The sequence below is a fragment of the Moraxella sp. CTOTU48717 genome (genome assembly GCF_032057165.1).
GTDB lineage: Bacteria > Pseudomonadota > Gammaproteobacteria > Pseudomonadales > Moraxellaceae > Faucicola > Faucicola tetraodonis.
On record NZ_DAMBBC010000027.1, the window covers coordinates 20,441 to 27,052 of the forward strand.

At 37.4% G+C, this 6,612-nt stretch carries 5 protein-coding genes and 1 pseudogene; 4 read left to right on the plus strand and 2 right to left on the minus strand.

Annotation, left to right across the window (positions count from 1 at the left end):
- Nucleotides 1–103: 103 nt before the first annotated feature.
- Nucleotides 104–899, minus strand: a protein-coding gene (locus RT084_RS11665) for an IS5 family transposase (RefSeq protein WP_313100189.1) whose coding sequence is annotated in 2 segments (ribosomal slippage) — nucleotides 104–637 and nucleotides 639–899 — 795 coding nt in all. Because the reading frame shifts where the segments join, the coding sequence is not laid out codon by codon here.
- Between the two features lie 178 nt (nucleotides 900–1,077).
- Between RT084_RS11665 and RT084_RS11670 the strand changes: the two genes are divergently transcribed.
- The 4 genes and pseudogenes from RT084_RS11670 (at nucleotide 1,078) to RT084_RS11685 (ending at nucleotide 4,911) form a co-directional block, all read left to right on the plus strand.
- A complete protein-coding gene (locus RT084_RS11670; protein WP_313100192.1) occupies nucleotides 1,078–2,697 on the plus strand; it encodes a histidine-type phosphatase in 1,620 nt (539 codons plus the stop codon).
- A gap of 434 nt (nucleotides 2,698–3,131) precedes the next feature.
- Nucleotides 3,132–3,807: pseudogene (locus RT084_RS11675) on the plus strand (IS1595 family transposase).
- Between the two features lie 19 nt (nucleotides 3,808–3,826).
- On the plus strand, nucleotides 3,827–4,300 hold the full coding sequence (locus RT084_RS11680; protein WP_060995857.1) for a CinA family protein: 474 nt from the start codon (nucleotides 3,827–3,829) through the stop codon (nucleotides 4,298–4,300).
- A gap of 314 nt (nucleotides 4,301–4,614) precedes the next feature.
- The gene (locus tag RT084_RS11685) at nucleotides 4,615–4,911 is read left to right on the plus strand and encodes a DUF2218 domain-containing protein (RefSeq protein ID WP_060995858.1); all 297 of its coding nucleotides are present in this window, start codon (nucleotides 4,615–4,617) and stop codon (nucleotides 4,909–4,911) included.
- A 542-nt stretch (nucleotides 4,912–5,453) separates the two neighbouring features.
- Here the strand turns inward: RT084_RS11685 and RT084_RS11690 are convergent.
- A partial coding sequence (locus tag RT084_RS11690; protein WP_313100196.1) for an acyl-CoA dehydrogenase family protein occupies nucleotides 5,454–6,612 on the minus strand: 1,159 nt, incomplete at its 5' end.

A 6,612-nucleotide genomic window follows, 5' to 3' on the forward strand; every position in this document is an offset into this window, starting at 1 on the left:
ATGATTCGAACTTCAAAAACCTGCTTACAGGGTTCAGCACAGAAAACGGAACAATAGCACGTTCAGGAATTTTGTCGGGTTTTACCCGCTTCTAAGAACCTGTTCACAATCTTTTCAATAACAAAGCGATGAAAGCGAAATTGGTAAATTGAAGGCTCGAATTTAAATGACGCTCACAGTTTTTCCATAAGCGTCTATTTTTCTCAAGCCAAGCAAACGAACGTTCTACAACCCATCGCTTTGGTATGACTTTAAACGTGTGCAATTCATCTCTTTTGGCAACTTCTGTGGTAACGGTTTCGCCTAAAATAGATTTAACACTATTAGCAAATGGCTCACCTCGATAACCGCCATCAACCATCACATTTTTTACGCGGCTTAATCGTTTAGCATGTTGACGAAGTAACGTTTTAGCACCCTCACGGTCGGTGATATTGGCAGTGGTAATACAGATAGCATGCGGCAAGCCTTGGCTGTCTACTGCAATATGGCGCTTAATCCCTGATACTTTCTTTCCTGCGTCATAGCCTTTGTGTTTGGCGGTATCTGTGTTCTTAACGCTTTGAGCATCGATGATGATAAAACTGGTTTTACCCTTGCGTTTGTCCTTCTTTCGCGCTTTTTTGACCAATTTTTTTTAAGGCTTGGTCAAGAATGCTGTTGCCTTCTTCATCAAGCTCGCTCCATTTCTGAAAGTATGAGTGGACGGTGCGCCATTTGGGAAAGTCATGGGGCAGCTGTCGCCATTGGCAACCTGTTCTTAGTACATACAATAACCCACAAAATACGTCGTAAAGGTCAACCGTTCTTGGTTTGGTCTTCTTCCTTGCACTTTCTAAAATCGGTAGTATGTGCTCAAATTGTTTTCGGCTAATGTCGCTTGGATAGGCTTTTCTCATGGTGAATGATTTGGTTATTAATCAATTATGTAGTCTATCCTAGCATATTTTTTAATTGTGAACAGGTTCTAAGACTGCTTGATAATCTCTACCCAGTGTTTTCTCCGTTTTTTTCAGCATACATCATTTTGTCATATTTATGGATTAGGATACGGAATATTTATTATGGAATTAACTTATGCAAAATTCTGTTAAATTTTTATTATCAAGCTTAACATTATCGATGTTATTAGTTGGCTGTAATGATGATAATAACTCAAATACATCATCTTTTAATTATCCCCCATCAAACCCATCTTCACCAACCATACCTAAAGTTGAAGAAAAATTTTACCAAACCAAAACACCGTATCAGCCTCAACAAGATATCACTAGCTACGAGAGAGCTCCCACAGGGTATAATGCGGTTTTTACAGAATCTGTTGCAAGACATGGCTCGCGTGGACTATCAAGCCTAAAATATGATTTAGCTTTATATAATTTATGGCTAAAAGCAAAAGAAGAGGGCGCCTTAACTAGCTTGGGTGAGCAGTTAGGACCTGATTTGCAAAAAATGATGACAACCAATATTCTACTTGGCTATGGCGTTGAAGGGATTAGCAAACCAGGGTATGGGAATGAAACCCGTATTGGTATCAAAGAACATCGAGGTATCGCAGATAGATTATTACAACGGTTACCGGAACTATTTAATCAAGCTGCTACCAATCAAAAACATATTCAAGTAGTCAGCTCAGGTGTAGACCGTGCAGTAGACAGTGCTAAGTTTTTTACCAACGAGTTAATAACTAAACAACCTTCACTAAAATCGATAGTTACCCCTCAGAGTTACACTCAGTTAAGTAAAAATAGTTTGCCAAGTATCACTGATGACGGTGTAAATCGATTCTTATTGTATTTCCATAGTCTAAACGCCACTGATGATTTAGTGACGATGAGCACTGACCCTAATTATGAAATTTACATAGCTAGTCAGAATTATCAAGAATTTGAATCGAATAATAAAGACTTACAGCAAAAGCTTAGCCTGATCAATAGTGATAAAAAAGCACAAGATACTGCTGTGCAGGTATTAACACCTTTATTTAAACCTGAATTTATTAATAAGTTGGGACAAATTGGCTATACTTTCAGTAATCAAGGAAGTATTACTGCTACAGCACCTGATGGCAAAGTACTAACTGAAACTGGGAAAGGTAAAAATACGATTGCAACTGCTGTCGATGCCGCTGCGTATTTATATGAACTTTACTCAATTAACGGTGGCATGGCAGATGAGTTAGGAGCTACAAGCTTTAATAAATATATGCCTCTGTCCGCTGCCGAATATTATGCTCAATTTAATGATGCCAATGATTTTTACCAGAAAGGACCAAGTTTTAGTGAATCTGGTAATGTGACATCAACCATGGCGAAAGGATTGAAACAAGATTTCTTTACTCAAGTAGATAAAGTTATTGATGGCAATCAAAATAATGTAGCGGTTTTACGCTTTACTCATGCTGAGATTATGATTCCATTAGCAACCTCTTTTGAATTAAAAAACATGATGTCGCCTTTACCACTAACACAAACTTATAATTATCAAAATAGCTCGTGGCGTGGGGTGGATATATCACCTATGGCAGCTAACATGCAGTGGGATATTTATAAAAATGGTAACAATAAAGTTTTAGTTAAAATGCTATATAATGAGAAAGAAACCCTATTTAAGCCCAGTTGCGATAGTGCTCGCTACTCCAAAAATAGTTATTTTTACGATTATCAAAAGCTTAAACTATGCTATGGTATCTTGTAATATACAAACTGAGAGTGGGTCTTACTGAAATATTTTGCTAAAATTTAGGTAGTGTTCAAAAAACCGTATCATTCCCATAAACTGTCAAATAAAACAGGAATGACACCATGCAACACTTTGACTTTAACGAAGTCCTAAAAGCTATTTAAACAGGCAAACCCATCACTGGTAGTGGCGGGTTTCTTGCCCACTTATCAAACTAACCCGTCCCGGGATTGTCGAAGACAGGTTTACTTGAGTCAGGCAGCATGACCCGACTAAAACAATGAATAATAGTTGATATTTTCAGCCTCCACTACGACCCTAGCTCTCCGTCTTGCATTCGGGCGAAGCACTGCTTCGCCATTTCCTCGTTCAAGCGACATATATCCATTTGTAGAATGCAATTGTGCATGGGGGCTGTAGTAAATTAGCATAAATGCTAGACTACAAAAATGAAGATAACTCGTTGTAAACTAAGTAAAAAGAACCAAGTAAAGCTACTTGAATTTTTTACTGCTCAAGTTACCGCTCGTACAGCCGCTGATTTATTACAAATACAGCCTAGCACTGCTGCTCTTTTTTACCATAAAATACAGCTTGTGATAGACTATCATTTATCCAAAGAAACAGGCGAACTATCTGACGGTGAAGTCGAATTAGAGCAAAGCTATTTTGGCAGTGTACGCAAAGGCAAACAAGGTCGAAGTGCAGGGGGTAACATCGCTGTATTTGGTTATTTTAAAAAGACAAGGTCAAGTTTATACCCTTGTCGTTGATGACACCAAAACAAACACGTTAATACCTGTCATTTAGCGTAAAATTAAGCGTGACAGTGTTGTATATAACCATTCCTATCGAAGTTATAATCCCTTAGATGTGAGTGATTTTAAGCATTTTAGAATTAACCAGTCGCCTGAACTTGCTCAAGGTCTTAATCACCTAAATGGCATTGAAAACCTCTGCAATCAATCTACACGAGTTCTTCGAAAATACGATGGTATTGATAAGAAGTATTTCCATGTGTTTTTGAAAGAATACGAGGTTAGATTTAATTATAGGGCACCATCTGAACAACTTAAAATATTGCAAATGGTGTGTAATTTAATCTTTATCTACTACAGGCCCTAAATTAGTTAGTGGAAATTTAATGAATAATAAAGCCGCAAAAATATTGGCTAAACGTAAATTAAAAGTATTTACTATAGAAAGTGCATCAGCCGGTTATATTTTACATCGTTTATCATTGAGCCGCTATTCAGGTAACGTGTTATTGGGTGGTATTGTCTGTTATGATTTGAGTGTCAAAACGGATCTATTAAAAATTCCAGTTAATCTCATTGAAAAATATTCGCCTGAATCACGGGAAATTACGCGTCATCTTATTGAATACACGCAAGCGCTATATGATGCAGATATTTATATTGCCTGTACAGGCTTATTAAAACGTGGAGGCTCAGAAAACGTACAAAAACCAGTAGGAACTTTTTTTTATTGTATTTATTTTAATAATAAGATTTATGAGTATAACTGCCTATGCAAAGGAAAACCTGAAAAAAAATTACGTAGTTTATATAGCAGAATTTGTAAAGACCTTATTAAATTAATCAACAATAAATCCTAGAGTTTTATGGCAGTTCAAATGAAACATATCTTATTCAGTATTTTAATTGGTGTAGCTTTGGTTGGTTATAATAATAAAAAATTTTCAAAAAATATAAATTAATAATGAGACTTTATTAACGAATAGCCACCCAACTGTATATTTTTCGCATTTTACCCTTTGCGTTTTTCCACCCTCAGGCATTGGGTAAAAATGCTTGGCAATTATCCAAATCAAACCCAAAATTTTAATTGCCATAAGATGAAATATCTTTCCCATCTAAAAACCCTGCTTGCCCAATGACAAATCCACTGCTCTAATTAAAGGAGAATTTTATGGCAGTTATCTCGCAATTAACCTTAGAAACCACTGAAGCACAAAGAGTTATTAAGCGTCTTGGTAATCACTGGAAACACAAATTTGAAGTTGTTGAACAAGATGGTAAAACATTGATACCATTTTCGGATACAGATAACGTCTTATTATCGTTTAATGAAACACATTTATTTGCAAAATTAACCACAGTGGCTAGTGATGCTACGACCAAACTTCAGCAAGTTGTCCTAAATCATATCAACCGCATGGCAAATCAAGAATTTGATGGCACTTGGGTAGATGCTCCGTCAGAGTAACGATCAGCCAGAGTAAAAGCCCTTAGAATAAACGTAGGATAAAATAGCAAAAAAAGCGACCTAATCGCTGTAATTAGGTCGCCTGTGGAGAGACGGTTTATCTATTCTTTCTATTCTAGGCTTGGACTAGTAGTGTTAGAAACTATAAGTTAAAGACGCTTTGATTTCACGCCCATCGCCTGGGATATTAAAGGTATTGGCCGAGCCTACTCGGGCATAATAATCTTCATCTAACAGATTATAAAAATTCAAGGTAGTGTTATGAAAAGTATGCTGGCATAGAAATAAAAAAGACAACTTGGGATAAAGATGATAATTTGAGATTATGAAGACACAAATTACACTCAGCTGCCCAAGTAAGGTACTCCCTACAATACTTCCGGAAAACTAGACCAAAAAACCGTAGTAAATAAGATAGAATAGCCCTTAAGAAAAGAAGTCTATCTAATGACAAAAGTTCGTAAAAATAATAATGTTGACCCCTGATAGCTTTGAAAAGAATTAGCTTTTCTCAAGCTGAGCTATACTTGCTTTAAGTAGCCTTAAAACCATGATTGGTGCATATTTAGAGGCGTCGTTTCAACTGGATCAAGAACGGCTAACCAGCTGTTAATTTTTGGCATTTCCCAACCAAAGAAATAATCACAAGCGGCTAATTTGCCATAGATGAAATCAGGAGAAGTTGAGTTTTCTAGCTTTTTATGGAGGACTACTGCTTGATCAAGCCATAACCAACCAACAATCATATGACCAAAAGCCTCTAAATAGTTAGCTGCATTCGCTAATCGTAATTCCACATCGGTTATAGCATGTAGTTTTGCAGTAATATCGAGAATCTGTTGCCATGCTTGACTTAAAGTTGCTACATGATTTTGCAATTGTGTAACCTTTCGAGCGTTAGCACAAGTCTCTTCAATTTTTGTGCCTAAGAGCGTCATTGAAAGACCATTATTGATATATGTTTTACGTCCTAATAAGTCTAATGCCTGTACCCCAAATGTTCCTTCATGAATGGGATTTAGACGATTATCACGATAGAACTGTTCGACATTATACTCACGGGTATAACCGTAACCGCCATGCACTTGAATGGCTAAATCATTTGCAACTAGACCCCATTGTGATGACCAGCTTTTGACTACTGGGGTCAGTAAGTCAAGAAGTGCTAATGCTTGCTTTTGTTGCTCTTCCTCTTCAAGTGAGTTTATATCATCTACTAAACGAGATGCATATAAACATAATGCTAAGCCGCCAGATGCATAAGATTTTTGAGCCAACAACATTCGGCGAACATCTGCATGCTGGATAATTGGAATTTGTGCCGATGCAGGATTACGTTCATTGCGTGTCCGACCTTGCGCGCGTGTCTTTGCATAATCCAACGCATGCAGATAACCTGTATAGCCTAATGCCGCTGCCCCTAATCCAACTGAGATACGAGCCTCATTCATCATATGAAACATATAAGCAAGACCTTTACCAGGCTCACCAATCAACTCACCAATTGCCCCCGCCTCACCTTCTGGTGTAAAACGACCTTCACCAAAATTTAAAACCGTATTGACAGTACCACGATAACCCATTTTATGATTAATACCTGCCAAAACGACATCATTGCGCTCACTGGCCTGACCTTCTTTATTTAGTAGAGACCTTTGCACGAAACAGCCCCTTTGCTCGAGGCATACCACCAAACCGAAA